At 69.1% G+C, this 16,682-nt stretch carries 18 protein-coding genes; 16 read left to right on the forward strand and 2 right to left on the reverse strand.

The genetic code is table 11. The features are described from left to right. Window positions 1-54 precede the first annotated feature (54 nt). Complete coding sequence (locus PZ894_RS20090) at window positions 55-207, reverse strand: hypothetical protein (RefSeq protein WP_275747537.1); 153 nt, start codon at window positions 205-207, stop codon at window positions 55-57. Between the two features lie 215 nt (window positions 208-422). Here PZ894_RS20090 and PZ894_RS20095 point away from each other — a divergent pair, with 215 nt between their 5' ends. From PZ894_RS20095 to PZ894_RS20170, 16 genes are all read left to right on the forward strand, one after another. Further along, the gene (locus PZ894_RS20095) at window positions 423-632 is read left to right on the forward strand and encodes a hypothetical protein (RefSeq protein ID WP_275747539.1); all 210 of its coding nucleotides are present in this window, start codon (window positions 423-425) and stop codon (window positions 630-632) included. A gap of 213 nt (window positions 633-845) precedes the next feature. Then, window positions 846-1,790, forward strand: coding sequence for a bifunctional DNA primase/polymerase (locus PZ894_RS20100; RefSeq protein WP_275747541.1), 945 nt, complete (start codon window positions 846-848; stop codon window positions 1,788-1,790). Window positions 1,791-2,211: 421 nt separating this feature from the next. Continuing rightward, the gene (locus PZ894_RS20105; protein ID WP_275747543.1) at window positions 2,212-3,042 is read left to right on the forward strand and encodes a serine/arginine repetitive matrix protein 2; all 831 of its coding nucleotides are present in this window, start codon (window positions 2,212-2,214) and stop codon (window positions 3,040-3,042) included. Beyond that, window positions 3,023-4,036, forward strand: a complete 1,014-nt coding sequence (locus tag PZ894_RS20110; protein ID WP_275747545.1) for a ParB N-terminal domain-containing protein — start codon at window positions 3,023-3,025, stop codon at window positions 4,034-4,036. Before PZ894_RS20105 ends, PZ894_RS20110 begins: the two co-directional genes overlap by 20 nt. Window positions 4,037-4,083: 47 nt before the next feature. Next, window positions 4,084-4,764, forward strand: a complete 681-nt coding sequence (locus PZ894_RS20115) for a hypothetical protein (protein ID WP_275747547.1) — start codon at window positions 4,084-4,086, stop codon at window positions 4,762-4,764. Between the two features lie 19 nt (window positions 4,765-4,783). Beyond that, window positions 4,784-5,917, forward strand: a complete 1,134-nt coding sequence (locus tag PZ894_RS20120; protein WP_275747549.1) for a C40 family peptidase — start codon at window positions 4,784-4,786, stop codon at window positions 5,915-5,917. A 47-nt stretch (window positions 5,918-5,964) separates the two neighbouring features. After that, window positions 5,965-6,255 carry a DUF6112 family protein gene (locus PZ894_RS20125; RefSeq protein ID WP_275747550.1) on the forward strand — a complete coding sequence of 97 codons (291 nt, stop codon included), beginning with the start codon at window positions 5,965-5,967 and terminating at the stop codon, window positions 6,253-6,255. A gap of 73 nt (window positions 6,256-6,328) precedes the next feature. Beyond that, window positions 6,329-6,634: a DUF6112 family protein gene (locus PZ894_RS20130; protein ID WP_275747552.1), complete on the forward strand. Its 306-nt coding sequence runs from the start codon at window positions 6,329-6,331 to the stop codon at window positions 6,632-6,634. An 11-nt stretch (window positions 6,635-6,645) separates the two neighbouring features. Beyond that, window positions 6,646-8,010 carry a type IV secretion system protein gene (locus PZ894_RS20135; RefSeq protein WP_275747553.1) on the forward strand — a complete coding sequence of 455 codons (1,365 nt, stop codon included), beginning with the start codon at window positions 6,646-6,648 and terminating at the stop codon, window positions 8,008-8,010. 6 nt (window positions 8,011-8,016) lie between these two features. Beyond that, window positions 8,017-9,504 (forward strand): SCO6880 family protein, encoded by a 1,488-nt coding sequence (locus PZ894_RS20140; RefSeq protein WP_275747554.1) that lies wholly within the window; start codon window positions 8,017-8,019, stop codon window positions 9,502-9,504. A 90-nt stretch (window positions 9,505-9,594) separates the two neighbouring features. Then, window positions 9,595-10,047, forward strand: coding sequence for a hypothetical protein (locus PZ894_RS20145; RefSeq protein WP_275747556.1), 453 nt, complete (start codon window positions 9,595-9,597; stop codon window positions 10,045-10,047). Window positions 10,048-10,226: 179 nt separating this feature from the next. After that, on the forward strand, window positions 10,227-11,585 hold the full coding sequence (locus PZ894_RS20150) for an ATP-binding protein (protein WP_275748044.1): 1,359 nt from the start codon (window positions 10,227-10,229) through the stop codon (window positions 11,583-11,585). After that, a complete protein-coding gene (locus PZ894_RS20155) occupies window positions 11,582-12,694 on the forward strand; it encodes an ArdC family protein (RefSeq protein WP_275747557.1) in 1,113 nt (370 codons plus the stop codon). Before PZ894_RS20150 ends, PZ894_RS20155 begins: the two co-directional genes overlap by 4 nt. An 11-nt stretch (window positions 12,695-12,705) precedes the next feature. After that, entirely contained in the window at window positions 12,706-13,209 is a 504-nt protein-coding gene (locus PZ894_RS20160) for a hypothetical protein (protein WP_275747559.1), read from the forward strand. Further along, entirely contained in the window at window positions 13,206-14,921 is a 1,716-nt protein-coding gene (locus PZ894_RS20165) for a type IV secretory system conjugative DNA transfer family protein (RefSeq protein WP_275747561.1), read from the forward strand. Before PZ894_RS20160 ends, PZ894_RS20165 begins: the two co-directional genes overlap by 4 nt. Before the next feature lie 623 nt (window positions 14,922-15,544). Next, window positions 15,545-16,189: a hypothetical protein gene (locus PZ894_RS20170; RefSeq protein WP_275747563.1), complete on the forward strand. Its 645-nt coding sequence runs from the start codon at window positions 15,545-15,547 to the stop codon at window positions 16,187-16,189. Window positions 16,190-16,194: 5 nt separating this feature from the next. Here the strand turns inward: PZ894_RS20170 and PZ894_RS20175 are convergent, their stop codons facing one another. After that, complete coding sequence (locus PZ894_RS20175) at window positions 16,195-16,653, reverse strand: hypothetical protein (RefSeq protein WP_275747565.1); 459 nt, start codon at window positions 16,651-16,653, stop codon at window positions 16,195-16,197. Window positions 16,654-16,682 lie beyond the last annotated feature (29 nt).

The raw sequence follows: 16,682 nt of genomic DNA on the forward strand, positions 1-16,682 counted from the left end.
GAAGCTGCGACTGCGTCACCCGCGCGCGCTCCCTGCGGTCCTCACCGGAGACCGTTAGCGCCAGGGGCCGTCGTTCCAGATGTTGATCTCGCTCTCGGCCGGGCGGATCACCGAGGCGGGCAGCCACCCCTGCTGGACGGTGTCGCGCAGGTGCGTGTTGTCGAGCCAGACCACCCAGGCGAACCATCGTGCTCCCTCGCGGCGCAAGTCCAGGACCAGACCCGGCGCCGGCGGCGGGTAGTTGCCTCGTCCGAACCGTACCCAGCAGTGCCGCCAATGCCTCGGCTCGGGCCAAGCGTCGCGCTTCGGCGGGTTGGAGGACACAGTCCAATCTTGACCCATGATCGAACATCTGTTCGACTAGGTTCGTGGGGACGACACCCAGACCGAGAGCCAAGCTGACAGCCGGTGAGCAGCGGTACATGGCCGGCTACGACGCCGGCCGGACCCTCGCACTCCAGACCGGCTCGTCGGCCGCCGGCCATCGCTGGCTCGCCGAGCACAACGGCACCGCCGAGCTGGATCTCGCCTTCATCGCCGGCTACGAGTGGGCGCTGTGGGACTACGAGGACGCCAATGGCCTGGCCCACACTTCGGGCTCCAACCAGGGCTCGGATCAGGCTGCGGGATGAGGTGAGCGCTCCCGCGAACGGCTCCCCGGTAGACAACGGAGAGTCGGAGGACGCCTCCTGGAGCTGCAGACCGGGTCCGACAAGCTCTCATCTGGATTTCTTAGGGAACGCTGTCTGACCTGCATAAACGCAACGTTCCCCCCAACGTTCCCCCCAACGTTCCCCCTCGTCGTTACCGGATTCCGGTAACGCCCCTGCGTCACGCTCTGGCGCATGTTCGATCCCACCAACCCGATCCCTCAGTGGACCGTCTCGACGATGCGGCGGATCGCGGCCGAGCCGACGCTGGCGGCCACAGCGCTCCGCTTCGCGAACCTCGGCATCCCGGTCTTCCCGTGCGTGCCGGGCGGTAAGCAGCCGCTCACCCCGAACGGGTTTCACGACGCGACCGCCGCAGCCCGCATCGTCCACGACTGGTGGCAGCGCGCGCCTGAGGCGAACATTGGCCTCCCTACCGGCGCGCGAACCGGCGTGATGGTGGTCGATGTCGACCGCCATGTCGGCGGCAGCGGGTTCGCTGCCTTCGAGCGTGCCCGGGCCGAGGGGCTCGCCGAAGGCTGGGGTTGGATGGTCCGCACGCCCTCAGGCGGGATCCACGCCTACTACCCGACCACGCCCAATCGGGAGCAGCGCTCCTGGCAGATCCCCTCCGCGCACATCGACTTCCGCGGCGACGGCGGCTACATCATCGCTCCCCCATCGCGCATCACAGTCGACGGCGCATCCAGGTCCTACCAGGTCATCGCGACCTCGACTCGACCCCCAGAGACCATCGATGCCGGTCGCCTCCGCGAGTTCCTCGAGCCTTCCCGTCGGACACCTCCAGTCCCGGCCGCTGGGCTCGCTCCAGGACTGTCCACGGGCGGGTGTCGACCCGAGGCGCTGGCGCGGGTGGTCGCGCTCACGCCCGAAGGCGGCCGCAACCGCGCGCTGTTCTGGGCGTCGTGCCGGATGGTCGAGGCCGGCCAGTCCCGCGACAGCGCCCGGGGATACCTGACGCCGGCCGCTCAGCACGCCGGACTCCCCGACCGAGAGATCGAGTCGACGATCGACTCGGCCTACCGGGTCGCCTCTCGACTCTCTCCCGCCCATGGCCCTGGGAGCCGCCTAGGCCCTACCCCGCTGACCACCCCGTCCAGTGAGGCGGTCCAGCTGTGAACACCCAGGTCGAGTATCACCGTCACAGCTACCGGTCACCCACCCCCGTGGCCCCCAATCACACCGTGCCCCACTCCGTCCCCGACCACTCCGCACCAGTCCCCGACCGTGCGGCCAGCCATCTGGCTCACCACCGAGACCCGTCGCTCGCGCCGACGCGGGCGGCGCCGCCCGCCATCCCCGGGGCCACCTGGGTGCGGCCGACCGAGCTCGCCGCGTACGCCGCGCCGATCGTCGGCCGCGGGATCGATCTGGAAGCCGATCTGATCCGGCGGGCACGGCGTGCGCCCACGTCCGCCGCCCGGGCACTCCCACCCCCCGTCGGACGCCCCACAGCGACACCCGTAGCAAGACCGCGACCGACCTCACCACCAGCCCCAGCACCGGCGCCGCCGGTGGCCGACACGGAAGGACCATCACTGTGAGCCGAACATTCGAGACCTCGAAGGGTCTGCGCCGCCTGTTGATCCGCCTTCGCGTCTCCGGACCCCGCGCGTGGGAGAACGATCCCGAGGCCCGCGAGCTCATGGCCTACTGCATCGGCAAGTACCAGGCACTCGCACTCAAGCACCGATGCGACCCGACCACCGCTGCCGCAGCCGCGTTCGAGGCGATGCGCACCTACGCGGTCCGCACTGCCGTGGACCCCTGGGCGGTCGTCACGATGGCGGTCAAGGTCTCCCTGATCGCCGAGGAGCGCGCCACGGGCCTGCTGTGCTCAGTCGATCAGGCACGGCGCACCGAGTTCTCCTCCCACCACGACGTACGACGGTTCAGCGACACCGACGCTGACCTCCCCAACCTTCTGCCCCAGCTCGCCGTGGAACCAGTCATCCCGCAGCACCCAGACGAAGTCCGACCGACCGGCGCCTTCGAGGCGGTGGATGCAGCCATCGCAGTCTTCACCGAGCTGGGCTGGCCCGTCGACACCGCCACCTGCCTCCTCGACTACATCGGCGCCCGTCTGGTCGAGTCCGGTTCCCGGCCGCAGACCCACGCCGCTCTGCGACGCGACGAGTCCGCCCGAGCCCTGCTCGACATCGACCAAGGGGTGTGGTCGACCGTGCTGCGCATCATCCTCGGCAACCCGAACCCCGATGAGGCCTACACGAGCGACGGTCACGGGATCTTGCTGCGGCTGCTCATTGGGCACCACGTCAGCGAGCTAATGGACGACGACCTGCTGGTCTTCGACATCCGCGAGACCGCACCGCGCAGAGAGGCCAGGGTCGATGTCCCAGACCCGACCTGATGCCCGCCCCGAGACGCGGGGCCGTATCGAGCTCGACCGGACCCTCGACTCGATCGTCGTCGGCAACCGGTACCGCAAAGACCCCGGCGACCTCAACAAGCTCATGGACTCGATCAGCCAGATCGGCCTGCTGCAACCGGTCACGATCACTCCCGATGGCGTGCTGATCTGCGGATGGCGGCGCCTCGAGGCAGTGCGGCGGCTCGGCTGGCGCTCGATGAATGTCTGGGTGCGATCCGGCATCTCCGGGCAACTTGAGGCCCTCATGGCCCAACAGGACGACAACGAGCTCCACAAACCGCTGAACGAGATCGAGCAAGCCACGCTCTACCGCGAGCTCAAGCAGGTCTATGCCGAGGAAGGCGAGCGGCGCAAGCAGGCGACCCAGTTCGGAGCCCAGGTCGATGGCGGAGCCTACGGTCCCGCACCCGGTGCGGGACCGGCAGAGACGGGCGACTCCCGACGGCAAGCAGCGATGGCGGTCACCGGCAAGGGGTCCTACAACACCCACGAGCGGGTCTGCGCCCTCATGGACTGGGCCTCCCGAAAGGCCACCCCGCCCGAGATCCGAGCGATGGCCAACGAAGCACTGCGCAGGATCGAGGAGGGCGAGCCGATCAAGCCGCTCTACCGCGAGGTCAAGGCCGCCTACGACAAGACCCAGGAGCCATCGCCGGACCTCGAGACCGAGGTCGCACGGCTGGCCCGCGAGGCGCTCGCGCGCATCGAGGGCATGAAGGACCGTAAAGGCCTCAAACGAAACCAGGGCCCGTCGCGACACTTCCGAAGCGTCCGCTCGTTCAACCTGACCTGGACCGAGCTCGACGGGTGGACCGAGATGTACGACGTCGATGCCCTCGCCGCTCAGCTCACCCCTGCCGACTGGGAGCGGTTCGACCGCGTCGTCACCGCCACCATCGCATTCCGCGACCAGCTCATCGCCGCTCGACGCGACGCCGACGCGAGCAACGGCTCCGAGGGCTCGTTGGCGTAGACGGCGCACCTGGGGGACGTCTACGCCCTTCGCCACCGGAGCATGCGATGTCACACCTCACCGGCCGCCAGATCCTGCTCGTCCTCGCGGGCGCCATCGCCCTCGCCGCACTCGCGGCCGGCGTATACGGACTGGTGAGAGGACCAGGCGGGTCTACCCGACCGACAGCAGTGGCGACGCCGCTGGTGGACGACCCGGGGTCTAGGCCAGTGGAGATCGCCGAACAGCCACCAGCTCCGTCACCCCAGGACCGGTCGCTCCCCCACACCGGTGACCCGATCGCGTACGCGCAGGCCGTAGCCGCGCTGCTATTCGACTGGGACACCAGCACCGGGTTCCTCCCCGCCGACTACACCGCACCAGTGCTGGCCGATGGGGATCCCTCCGGCGAGGAGACCCCCGGGCTGCTCACGGACGTCGCCACCTACGTCCCCACCCTCGAGCAGTGGCTCGACCTCGGCGCTATGGAGGTCAAGCAGTCGCTGGTCGTCGATGACGTCTTCATCCCAGACTCGTGGGCAGCTGCCGAGACCCAGGCCACCGGACAGCTCCGGCCCGGCACCACTGCGGTGACTATCACCGGCACCCGCCAGCGCAGCGGGATCTGGGAGGGCAGTCCTGCCGAGTCCACGTCACCGGTGTCGTTCACGGTCTTCGTCGCGTGCGCGCCGTCGTTCCCCCGCTGCCACGTTCTGCGTCTCTCCGAGCTCGACAACCCGCTGAGGTGACTCACCGGTGGGGATGAAGTTGGTCGCCGGCGTCGCCATAGCGGTCCTGTTCGCGCCCGGTGGCGTGATGCTCGGCGTCGGCACGCTGGTCGGACCTGCAGCCGCAGGGTCGGCGAGCTGCCTGTGGGACGACCCCGCAGCCGGCAGCATCGAGGTCGCCGGAACGGTCCCGCCGGCTCTGACCGCGACCAACACCGCCGGGGCGAGCATCACCCTCAACCATCAGCAGCTTGTCCGGGCCGCCACGATCATCGCCGTCGGCGCCCGCGAACAGATCCCGCCTCGTGGCCAGTTGATCGCGGTGATGACCGCGATCACGGAGTCCTCGCTGCGGGTCCTCTCGAACGACAGCGCCTACCCGCAGTCCGCCCAGCTGCCAAACGACGGCGACGGCGGCGATCACGACTCCGTCGGCATGTTCCAGCAACGTCCCGCCGCGGGCTGGGGCAGCGTCGAGCACCTGATGGACCCCGTCTGGTCGACGCGTGCGTTCTACGGCGGTCCAGCCGGACCCAACCACGGCTCTCCCCGCGGACTCCTCGACATCGACGGCTGGCAGGACATGGACCCTGGCGCCGCAGCCCAAGCGGTACAGGTCTCCGCCTATCCCGACCGCTACGCCGTGAACCGACCCATAGCCGAGAAGATCCTCGGCACGCTGAGCGGCGTTACCCTCAACGCGGGAGGCGATGGCGGACTCGCCTGCGACCAGCTGACCGGCACCGGTGATCTGCCTGGGGATCTGCCTGGGGATCTTCCGCCCGGCTTTCCCGGCGCGCTCATCGCAGCGGCTGCTTCCCAACGCGGCACGCCCTACGTGTGGGGCGGCGGCAACTTCACCGGTCCGACCGGTGGCGGCTTCGACTGCTCAGGCCTCGTGCTCTACGCCGCCTACCAAGCCTCGGACGAACGGATCCGACTCCCGCACTACAGCGGCTCACAGATCCACGCCGGCCGAGGCATCGGCTGGGGCGACAAGCGGCCGGGGGACTTGATCTTTTTCAGCTACCGCGGCGCCGGCGGCCCCCACCACGTCGCGATCTATGTCGGCGGTGACCGGATCCTGCACGCGCCCCACACCGGCGACGTCGTCCGATACGGCACGATCGGCGAGTTCGCCGGCCAGGTGATGACGGTCCGTCGCCTCGGCTGAACCTGAGCGGGCATGTCCAATTGGCGCGCCGCTCGTACCTGGGCTTTGTGTCCAGATCTGTTCTTGCCGCGAGCACGGTCGGTCCCAATTTCGGTGCCGTCGGTGGCTCCGGCCAGCTGCGCGCCATCGTGGGTGCGCTGCTGACCTACGGGCTGATCGTCGCGGTCCTAATGCTGATCGTCTCGGCGACGACCTGGGCGATCGCGTCGGGGTCCGGGTCCTGGCACACCGCCCAGAAGGCCAAGGCCGGCTGCTTCGTCGCGATCGGCGGCGCCACCCTCACTGGCGCCGCCCTCGCCTGGACCAACTGGCTGTTGCAGCTCGGCGCACACCTCTAGTCGCCACCACGTCAGGCGTCGCGCCTCTGTTCCCAGTCACCTTCGAACCCTGCTAGCTCCTTGGAGTCCTCCGATGCACCTTCCGGCAACCGCCCTCCTGCTCCCCCTCGACATCAACATCAGCCCGAACTCCAACGGCCTGCCCGGTATCCAACAGCTCCGCAACATCGTGGGCGCATCGATGACGATCGGGCTGATACTCGCCGTCCTCGCGCTGATCATCTCCGCCGTCGTGTGGGCACTCGGCGCGAACTCCTCCAACCCGCACCTGGCTGGGCGCGGGAAGATGGGCGTCCTGGTCGCCCTCGGTGCCGCGATCGTGTGCGGCGCCTCGGTGACGTTGGTGAACTTCTTCTGGCACGTCGGCCAGCAGGTCTGAGGCGATCCGCCATGGGAGTCTGCGACGTCCCGGTCATCCATCAGGTCTGCAACGAAGCTGGCGACGCCGCCGGCGCCGTGGTCACCGCGCCGTTCGACTGGCTCGCCCAATCCATGGCCGGAGCCGCAGAGTGGATGTTCACCTCGGTCTGGAAGGTCATCGACACCACGACCTTCGTCGACGTGACCAGCGGGCAGTACCGAGGCGTCTACAGCATCATGTTCGGCATCGGCGTGATCGTGGCGCTCGGGTTCTTCATGTTCCAGGTCATCGGCGCCATGATCCGCCGCGAACCCGCTGCCCTGTCGCGTGGTGCGCTCGGGCTGGCGAAGTCGATCCTCGGGTCCTTCGTCGCCCTGGCACTGCTCGGCACCGCCCTCGAGGTCACCGACCAGCTCTGTGTCGGCATCGTCAACGCAGCCGGAACGAACATGAACCAGATGGGCGACAAGCTCGCGGTCCTCGCCGTCGGACTCGGCACGATCAATGTCGGCGCCCCCGGCGCCGGAGCGATCCTGACGATCTTCCTCGCCAGTCTCGCCATCGTCGGCGCGATGGTGGTGTGGATCAGCCTGCTGATGCGCAAGGCGCTCTTGCTGATCGCGATCGTGTTCGCCCCGATCGCTCTGGCCGGGTCCAGCTGGGACCACACCCGGTCCTGGCTCAGCCGGTGGGCGACGTTCGTGATCGCGATGATCTTGTCCAAGGTCGTCCTCGTCGTCATCTTCCTGCTCGCCACCGCCCAGGTCTCGGCCCCGATCGACGCTGACCTGGAATCAGTGAGTCAGCCGATGGCCGGCGTCGTGTTGATGCTGCTGGCCGGGTTCGCGCCCTACCTGACCTACAAGGCCATCGCGTTCATGGGCTTCGACATGCACCACGCGATGTCAGCCGAGCAGGAGGCCAAGGGCGCGCTCAACCGACCGATACCCCTCCCCCTCGGACACAAGAGCCTCAGCGGCGGTAGCGAGCCCGCCAAGATCCTCGGGAACCACGGCACCGGTGGCGCCAACCCCGCCGGCGGGCCTGCCGGCGGATCCGCGGGCGGCGCTGCGGGCGCGTCGCCTGCACCAGCGACCCCGGCCGGCGGGTCCGGCGGAGCCGCGGCAGGCCGCGGGGCAGCAGGGGGTGCCGCCGGGGGTGCCGCGGGGGGTGCGGCCGCCGCTGGCGGGGCCGTCGCGGCCGGTGCGGTGGTGGCGAAGGAGGCCGCGGCAGCCGGGCCGCGCCTGGGCGGCCTCGTTGCGAGCCAGGCAACCGGGCACGCCCAGGCTCACGAGTCCCCACCGTCCCCGGCAGCGGCTCCGGCCCCGGTGGCACCCCCGGTTGCGCCTCCCGTTCCTGAGCCGGCGTTGACCCGGCCCGCCGGTCGGAAGTGATTGGGCATGGGTACGCCGTCGAGCACCGAGACAGCCCTGACTCCCGTCAAGTTCTCCCGGCTGTCTCGGCGTGGAATCCTCCTGGGACTCTCCGGTCCGCAGCTGATGATGGCGAGCTGCGCGGCTGGCACGCTGATCCTCGGCCTCTATCTCGGCACGGTCCTGGTGGCGTTGCCGGTCATTCTCCTCGTCCTTGCGTTCGGGTTCGTCGGAGTCGGTGGCCGCAAGCTGGTCGAGTGGGCTCCGATCGGCGCCCGATGGCTGTGGCGAGCGGCCGGCGGTCAGCTGCGCTTCCGTCGCCGGATCCTCAAGCCTCGACCGGCCGGCACCCTGGCGCTACCCGGCGACGCGGCACGGCTGCGGCAGTGGGTGGACTCCGAGACCGGCGCGGTGATGGTCCACGACCCACACGCGGCCACCCTCACCGCCGTCGTCGGGGTGGCCCACCCGGCGTTCGTGCTTCTCGACCCGGCCGAGCAGGAGCGGCGGGTCGTCGGCTGGGGACGGGTGTTGGCCACGGCCTGCAGGTCCGGACGACTGGCATCGGTCCAGGTCACGGAACGCACCTTGCCGGACTCCGGCAAGGGCCTCGCGGACTGGTGGGCCCAGCACGGGAACCACTGGGGGAACCAGCAGGGGAACCAGGCCGGTGGCCCCGCCGGGTCGTGGGCCGCGTCGACCTATGAGGAGCTCGTCGATCGCGCCGGTCCCGCCGGTGAGCGGCACGCGAGCACGATCTCGATCTCGCTAGATCTCAAGGCTGCCAGGCGGGCGATCCGTGCGGCCGGCGGTGGCAATCGTGGTGCGGCCGCGGTCCTGCGCCAGGAGATGGCCACGACGACGGCCGCCCTCCGCGCGGCCGACCTCTCCCCGTCCGACTGGCTCGCCCCTGGCGATCTGGCCTTGGTCCTGCGTGCCGCCTATGACCCGGTCGTCGCGGGCGTCTTGGAGCGCCACGGCGACCTCGGCCGCGACCTGGCGATCGCGGGCCCGGTCGCGGTGACCGAGTCGTGGGCCAGCCTGCGTAGCGACTCGGCGCACCACTGCGTGCTCTGGATCAGCGAGTGGCCCAGGTCGCTGGTTTTCCCTGGCTTCCTCGCACCGCTGCTGCTGTCCTCGGGGATCCGGCGGACCTTCACGCTCCTGTACACGCCGATGCGCACCGATCGGGCCGCCCGCGACATCCGCAAGAAGAAGACCGAGTACATCTCCGATGCCGCCCAGCGGCAGAAGATCGGGCAGATCGAGGACGCCCAGCAGACCGCGGAGTACCACGACGTCCTGCAGCAGGAGGCGGACCTGACCGCCGGGCACGGCGTCCTACGCACCACCGGCATGGTCGTGGTCACCGCGGCCGATCCCGACGAGCTCGAACGATCCGTCGCGGCCGTCGAGCAGGCCGCGATCCAGGCCTCGTGTGAGACCCGGCGGCTGTGGGGCCAGCAGGCTCAGGCCTTCGCGACCGCGGCGCTCCCGCTGTGCCGAGCCCTCTGAACCAGCGCATCGCGAGAAGCCTGCCGCGGGCAAGAGCGGCGCACCTCGTCAACAACACCAGGGGTCCCCCAACCACGACTGGAGCCAACGATGTCAACCTTTACCGATCCGATCGCAGACGCCGACGAAGCCCGGGAGGCGATCCGCGGCCTGGCCCACGCAACCCGGTCGGTCGCCGATCCGACCACGATCTACCCGGTCCTCGGCTCGATCAGCGCAGCGCTCGCCTCGCTGACCCAGAGCCTGCACCAGCTGGGCGACCTCCACGACGGCCCGTCGATCAGAAACGCCTGGATCAACGGAGACTCCCGAGCCGACGCCGCGTCCTCCTACCGGGTGGCCTGGGAGCTCCACCGTGCCGCCGAAATGGCACACCAGGTCGCCACCGCGGTGGACCGGGCTCGCGAGATCGAGGCCACCATCGCCTACGAGTCCCCCGCCCAACAGCTCGAGCAATCACCCCACCGGCCGCTCCCCGGCCGGCGCACAGGCGAGCCCGTGGGTTCGCCCGGCTCAGTCCGCGACCGCGGGATCTCGCTGTGAACGGTCGAGACACCCGGTTGCACTCGGCCGTGCTCGTCGCCCCGAGCCGGGAACGGCGCAAGGACCGCAAGCAGCGCAGGGAGGCAGCGCGGGCCAGGACAGCAGAGGATCGCGAGGCACGACGCACCCAGGCTCGACTCCTGGCCGATGAGCTCACCGCCGAGAAGCAGGCGACAGTCATGCTCCCCCGCGGAGGAGAGGCGGGTCCGGCCGCGCTGCGCACTCCGGGACGATTGCGGATCCCCCGGCACCAGGACACCTCGGCCACGCTGTCGGGCGCCTACCCGTTCCTCGCCGAGGGCGGGCTCGGCAGCGAGGGAGTCTTCGTCGGCCAGGACCTCTACTCCGGCTCCTCGTTCGTCTACGACCCCTGGATCCTCTACGCCCGCGGCCACATCACCGCACCCAACGTCGTCCTCGCCGGCATCGTCGGATCGGGAAAGTCCTGCCTGGCCAAGAGCCTGTACACCCGGTCGATCCCGTTCGGTCGCCGGGTCTACGTACCTGGCGACCCCAAGGGCGAGCACACCGCCGTCGCCGAGGCCGTCGGCGGGCGCGCCATCGCCCTGGGCCACGGGATGCCGAACAGGCTCAACCCCCTCGACGAGGGCCACCGGCCCTCCGGTCTCGACGACGCCCAATGGGCGAGCCAGATCTCCTCCCGGCGCCGCGACCTCGTCGGCGCGCTCGCCGAGACCGTCCTCGACCGGCGCCTGACACCGTTGGAGCACACGGCCGTCGACATCGCCATCGACCGCACCGTCCGCACCGCCGACGTACCCGTCCTCCCCATGGTTGTCAACCGCATCCTCACCCCCGAGCCGGCAGACGACCCGGATGGGCGGCTTGCCGAGGACGGGCGACTCGTCGGCCACGCACTACGACGTCTTGTCGCCGGCGACCTCGCCGGCCTCTTCGACGGAGCCTCCACCGTCACGTTCGACCCGACGCTGCCGATGATCTCCCTCGACCTGTCCCGCGTCACCGAGAACGCCACCCTGATCTCGGTGCTGATGACCTGCGCGTCGGCGTGGATGGAGTCCGCGCTCCTCGACCCCGCCGGAGGCCAACGCTGGGTGGTCTACGACGAGGCCTGGCGGCTCATGTCCCACCCCGCCCTGCTGCGACGCATGGACGCCCACTGGCGCCTGGCGCGGCACTACGGCATCGCGAACATGCTGATCTTCCACAAGCTCACCGACCTCGACAGCGTCGGCGACTCAGGCTCTGCGATGCGTGCGCTGGCCTCCTCGCTGCTGGCGAACGCCGAGACCCGGATCGTGTACCGCCAGGAGTCCGACCAGCTCGGCGCCACCGCCGCAGCCCTCGGGCTCACCGGCACAGAGCAGGCCCTCATCCCCAGCCTCGGCACGGGCCAAGGCCTGTGGCGGATCAAGCACCGCTCCTTCGTCGTCCAGCACCAGATGCACCCCGCCGAGCTCGACCTCTTCGACACCACCGGTCGCATGACCGGCCAGACAACCAGCCAGGCAGCTGGCCAGACAGGCGGCCAGATGACGGGAGGACCGTCCCTATGAACACCGACAACCAGGTGCGGCCCTCACGCGAGGCCAAACTCGAGGCCCTCCATCAGCAGCTGTCCGAGTCCGTCGCCGCGCTCGTCACCGGCGAGGACTGGAAGCGTGCGCTGACCTTCGCCGCGCAGTTCCGCGCACGCAGCTTCAACAACACCATGCTGATCTACGCCCAGCACTACGCCGCCCACCAGGAAGGCCGTGTTCCCGACCCGGCCCCGACCTACGTCGCCGGCTTCCACCAGTGGCGCTCGCTGGGCCGTCACGTCGAGAAAGGACAGCACGGGTACGGGATCCTCGCGCCCGTCACCGCCCGGTTCGCCTCCCGCACCCCGTCCGACCCCGGGTCGTGGCACCGCCTCGCGCGCGGCGAGAAACCCGGTGCGGGTGAGACCGTGAGGTCAAAATTGGTCGGGCTCAAACCCACCCACGTGTGGGACGTCTCCCAGACCACCGGCGAACCACTCCCCGAGCTCCCCCACCCGACCCCCCTTCAGGGACAAGCACCCACCGGTCTGTGGGACGGACTCGCCGACCAGATCACCGCCCGCGGATACGAGCTCAGACTCGTCTCGACGGCGGAACCCATCGGCGGAGCCAACGGAGTGACGGACTTCCTCACCCGCGAGGTCTCGATCCGGATGGACATGGACGACGCCGCCCAGGTCAAGACCCTCGCGCACGAGTTCGGCCACATCCTCCTCCACGCGCCTGCCCAGGGCGGGGGCGCGAGCGGCGTCACAGCAGCGGCCACCACCGACGTCGCCGCGGACGCGGCCCTGCACCGCGGCATCGCCGAGGTCGAGGCCGAGTCGGTCGCGCTGATGGTCGGCGCCGCCCACGGCCTGGACACGTCTGCCTATACCGTCCCCTACGTCTCGACCTGGGCAGCCACCGTGCCCGGCAAGACGCCAGCTGAGGTCATCGCCACGACCGCCGACCGTGTCCGCGCCACCGCGCTCGGCGTCCTCGAACAGCTCGACACAGCGAAGATCGGCGACGGCAACCCGCCCGGACTCGACCGCGACGCACCCGGCCACCAGACCACTACGCCACCAGTCGCCACGGTCGCCGCACGGATGCAACGCGAGCAGACAGCGGTCACGCTATGAAGATCCCCGCCGTGCTCCGCACCGTCTACGTCACCATCGACGCCCATGGTCACCTGGAGATCGACGTCGACGGGGAGCCGCATCGCGCCGGGCGGGAGTGTGCCCGTAGCGACCTCCGGTCCCTTCTCGACGAGATCACGACCGAGCTCGGCGGCCCGGTCCGTATCGAGGTCCGCGAGCACGACGGGACGACGTACTCCGACATCGCCCTGCCCCCGGCAGCAGACACCACCCCACCGCCAGACCGGACGCCAGACCTGACGCCAGCCCTGGCGCCCGAAACGACACTCGCAGCGTCCAGCGCACCCGGTCTCAGTGGTGCCGGGTTCCGGCCCGGCGAGGTGGTCGCTGTCGCCTACGTGGTGTGCACCCAGACAGCCAGCGCCGACGGGCTGACAGCCGTCCAGCTGCCACCCGCACTTCTGGCCAGGTCGGGGATCAAGATGCTGCTAGTCGGGATGACCTCTGCGGCCATCGCCGAGGTCCAGGAGGTCTCGGCGGTCGAGCCGACATGAGTGCCCGCGGCCAGTCGGTCGACAACGAGCTCACCAACGCCGCACTGGCCCTCATCTGTGGCGCCTTCGTCGTCGCGTGCCTCCTCCGCGCGGCCGGGTCGATCGCCGCGTTCACCACGCGGTCCCCGCAGCCCTCCGGCGGTCTCGCCGCAGGGTTGGGGGTCCTAGCCCAGCCGAGCTCGCCAGGTGCGGCACTAGGCGCCAGCGGTATCTCCCCGGTCGCCTACTGGGCGACCCTGATCATTCTCGTCGCCGCGCTGGCAGCGCTCGCCTGCGCCGGTTGGACAGTCCTCGCGCGGGCACGGCACCGCAGCAGACACGATCCCCGCCGCATCGCCGGCACCGCCGACCGCAGGGACATCGACTCCACCGCCTCGCGCAAGGCGCTCCTGCAGCGAGCAGGCACCCTGCGCCCATCCCTCAGCCGCGCCGAACCCGAAGACGTCGGCTACCTGATCGGCACCAGCCACGGGCGCGAAATCTGGGCCTCGGTCGAGGACTCGATCCTCGTCATCGGCCCACCACGCTCCGGCAAAGGACTCCACCTGGTCATCAACTCCATCCTCGACGCCCCCGGCGCCGTCGTAACCACCTCCACCAGGCCGGACAACATCGCTACGACCATCGCGGCACGCCGGGCGAGAGGTCCGGTCGCGGTATTCGACCCGCAGCGCCTCACCGCCGGCCTCGGGGCGGTCGAAGGCGCTGCCGTCCGGTGGTCACCGATCCGCGGCTGCGAGGACCCGCTCACCGCGATGATCAGGGCCACCGGCCTCGCCTCATCCACCGGACTCACAGCAGGCGGCACCGACTCCGGCGGATTCTGGGAGGGCCGAGCCCGCGCCGCCATCCAGGCCCTCCTCCACGCAGCAGCGCTCGACCGGCCCCCCACCCGGGTCCTGTTCGAATGGTCGCTCTCGGCGACAGCTGCCATGGACGCCGTCGGCATCCTCGCCAGCCACACAGGCGCCGCGCCCGGCTGGGCCGACTCACTGCGCGGCATGATCGAGAGCGACCCAAGAACCCGCGACTCCATCTGGATGGCCGTCTCTCAGGCCATGGCATGCCTCGCGGACCCTCAAGTGCTCGACGCCGTCAGCCCGCCCCCGGGCGAAGAGTTCGATCCCACTCATTTCCTGACCAACAACGGCACCCTCTACCTACTCGCCACCGGAGCCGGCGCGAGCGCCGCATGGCCCCTGGTCGCCGCTTTCGTCGAAGACCTCACCGAGACCGCCCGCCACCTGGCCGCATCGTCACCAGGCGCCCGACTCGACCCACCACTCCTCCTCGCCCTCGACGAGATCGGCAACCTCGCCCCCCTCCCCTCGTTGCCGATGCTCATGGCCGAAGGCGGCGGCACCGGCATCACCACCATGCCGGTCCTCCAATCGCTGTCTCAGGCACGCAACCGCTGGGGTGACCACGCCGCAAGCGCCATCTGGGACGCCTCCATCGTCAAGGTCATCCTCGGCGGCACCTCCGCCTCCAAAGACCTCCAGGAACTCTCCACCCTCATCGGCGACCGCGACGAGCGCACCGACACCACCACCATCGGCGACTACGGTTCCCGCTCGCTTCAGCGCTCCACCCGTCGGGTCCCGATCATGCCGCCCGAACGCATCCGCACCCTCCCGTTCGGCACCGGCCTCGTCCTCCTCCGGACCGCTCCGCCGATCATCACCAAGCTCCGGCGATGGACCTACCGCTAGCAACGCACTAACACAGGCAGCCCAGATGCGCCGCCTCATCCCAGATAGATGCAGCGTCGGATCACGCCGTCTGACACGCTGGCGCGACCTCCCGTCGTCGGTGGTTGTCCGCTCAGGTGGCCCTAACGGGACAACGTTCGAAACAAATTTGACGCTTGTCAACACCTTGGCCTCCGTTCCGTCCGCTGGTCCGGTCGCTCGTCGGACGGCACCCGTCCGGACGTCGGCCCGCGGCTTCCGCTTCACGGATTCTCAGCGGCAGGCGATCGCCGAGGCTTACGAAGCCGGCGCCACGGATGGCCAGCCTGGCCTGTCAGCACGACGTCCGTAGGGAAGCAATCAGCAAGCTGCTACGCCGGGAAGGCGTGACCATTCGGAACCTCCGCACCATCTCCGAGCCTCAGGTCGACGAGGCAGTCCAGCTCTATGCCTCCGGTGTGTCAGCAGCACGGATCGGCGACCGCCTCGGCTTCGACTAAGCACGATCCACAACCACCTAAAGCGGCGTGGTGTCGCGATGCGGGGTCCACATGACTGGCATGCCATCTAGCTGAGATCGGCACGGCAGATGGCCGGTCGATAACCCTTAGGGAGCTCATGGTGCGCGCCATAGGCTCAACGGCATGGATCGGGACCGGCCGGAAGGCCTTGAATGTCTTACAGACCTAGATCTGTCTTGGCCGAGCAACGCTGACACCCTTATACCAGCGCCCGGCACCCGCGGGCTGGTGGCTCCTATCCAAACTCAATTCTCCGGAGACTTCGCCCGTATTGAAGGCTTTCGCGCCGCCGCCCAGATCGTAGGCGAACGTCTGATCGAGGGTGAGCGCGTCGATGAGCGCCTCCTGTATCCGTTCGCAAGTCTGTGGCGCCACCACCTCGAACTGCAGCTCAAGGTGCTTCTTCCGGATCTTGAGCAACTTCTTGGCGAGGAGATCTCAGATCCCTCGATCTATCAGCACTCGCTCACGAAGCTGTGGGCCGCCGTCGGCCCCAAGATCGCGCAGGTCTTTCCAGAGGATGACAAGGACCGTGCGGTCGTTGGTCGAGTCCTAAGCCAGCTCTCAACGCTCGACCCCGATGCGCAGCACTTCCGCTACGCCACGCATCAAAACGGCAAGCGCACACTGTCCAACTTCAGAGGGATCGACGCGGCAGCCTTCCACCAAGCGCTGATGAACGTGTCTTCCTACCTCGACGCTGCGCTAAACGGAGCAGGCTTCCTCATCGCCGAGATCGACGCGCCATCTTCGACGGAGATGATCTAGGTCCGTCAGCTCCGCGTCCGCTCGTACCCGACGACCTCGACCCCTTCGTCGTCCAAGACTTCGACACTGTCTCCGAAGAACGTTTCGATGAGCCAGTCATAGATCTCCTCGCAGAGCCGGACGTATCGATCCGGATTGAGCTTCTGGCCCGCAAAGTGCTTGCCGTGCGCGACGTCGTTGCGCACGTCAAGAAGATCGCTCAACGTCGCCTTCCTCACGGGCGTTAGGAAGGTCTCAAACGAGGTTTGGTAAGTGCTACCGAAGCGTCCAACCAGTTTGATGAAGGCACTCGCACCGAGGTTCGGGGCGTGCTCGAACCACGACTTCGCGAACGCCAGCGTAGGGCCATGGCCGTGCTGGGCGAGGTAGTCGTGGACTACGACAAAGGTGACCTGCTCGAGAAAACCCGCACACCGCAAGCAGAGGTAACGCCGCAAGTCATCCTGAAGCCTCAGCTGGTCCATTGGGATGATCTTGACGCCCTCTTGATAAC

It is taken from the genome of Nocardioides sp. YIM 152315 (assembly GCF_029210375.1).
Classification (GTDB): Bacteria; Actinomycetota; Actinomycetes; order Propionibacteriales; family Nocardioidaceae; genus Nocardioides.